Below are 386 nucleotides of genomic sequence, written 5' to 3' on the forward strand. Positions count from 1 at the left end.
GCCCGGACCAGGCGCAGCGCCTCCTGGTTCTCGGCCGGGGTGCAGTCCTCGAGCCAGAACAGGTCGTAGGGTTCCAGCGCCTTGCCCAGCTTCGCGGCCTGGATCGGGGTCATCCGGTGGTGCCCGTCGTGCAGCAGCGGGATTTCCGGGCCGAACTCGTTCCGGACCGCCTCGAACACGGTGGGCAGGTGGCGGAGGTAGGCGCGGGTGTCCCAGTCCTCCTCCTGCGGGAACGCGCCGCGCCCGGCCGGTTCGTAGTCGTAGCGTTCGCCCGAGGCCTGCGCCTGGGCCGCGACGCCGTAGACGGCCTTGATCCCGGGGACCGCGGTCTGGATCCGGATCGACTTGTACCCCAGTTCCAGGTGCTCCCGGACCGAATCGAACAG

At 70.5% G+C, this 386-nt stretch carries 1 protein-coding gene; it reads right to left on the bottom strand.

Annotated features, from left to right (window positions below):
- Positions 1-386 (bottom strand): enolase C-terminal domain-like protein (locus MRBLAR12_RS19925; protein WP_364747931.1); only part of this gene is annotated, 386 nt, incomplete at both ends.

The sequence above is a fragment of the Arthrobacter sp. LAR12-1-1.1 genome (assembly GCF_040676555.1).
Taxonomy (GTDB): Bacteria; Actinomycetota; Actinomycetes; order Actinomycetales; family Micrococcaceae; genus Arthrobacter.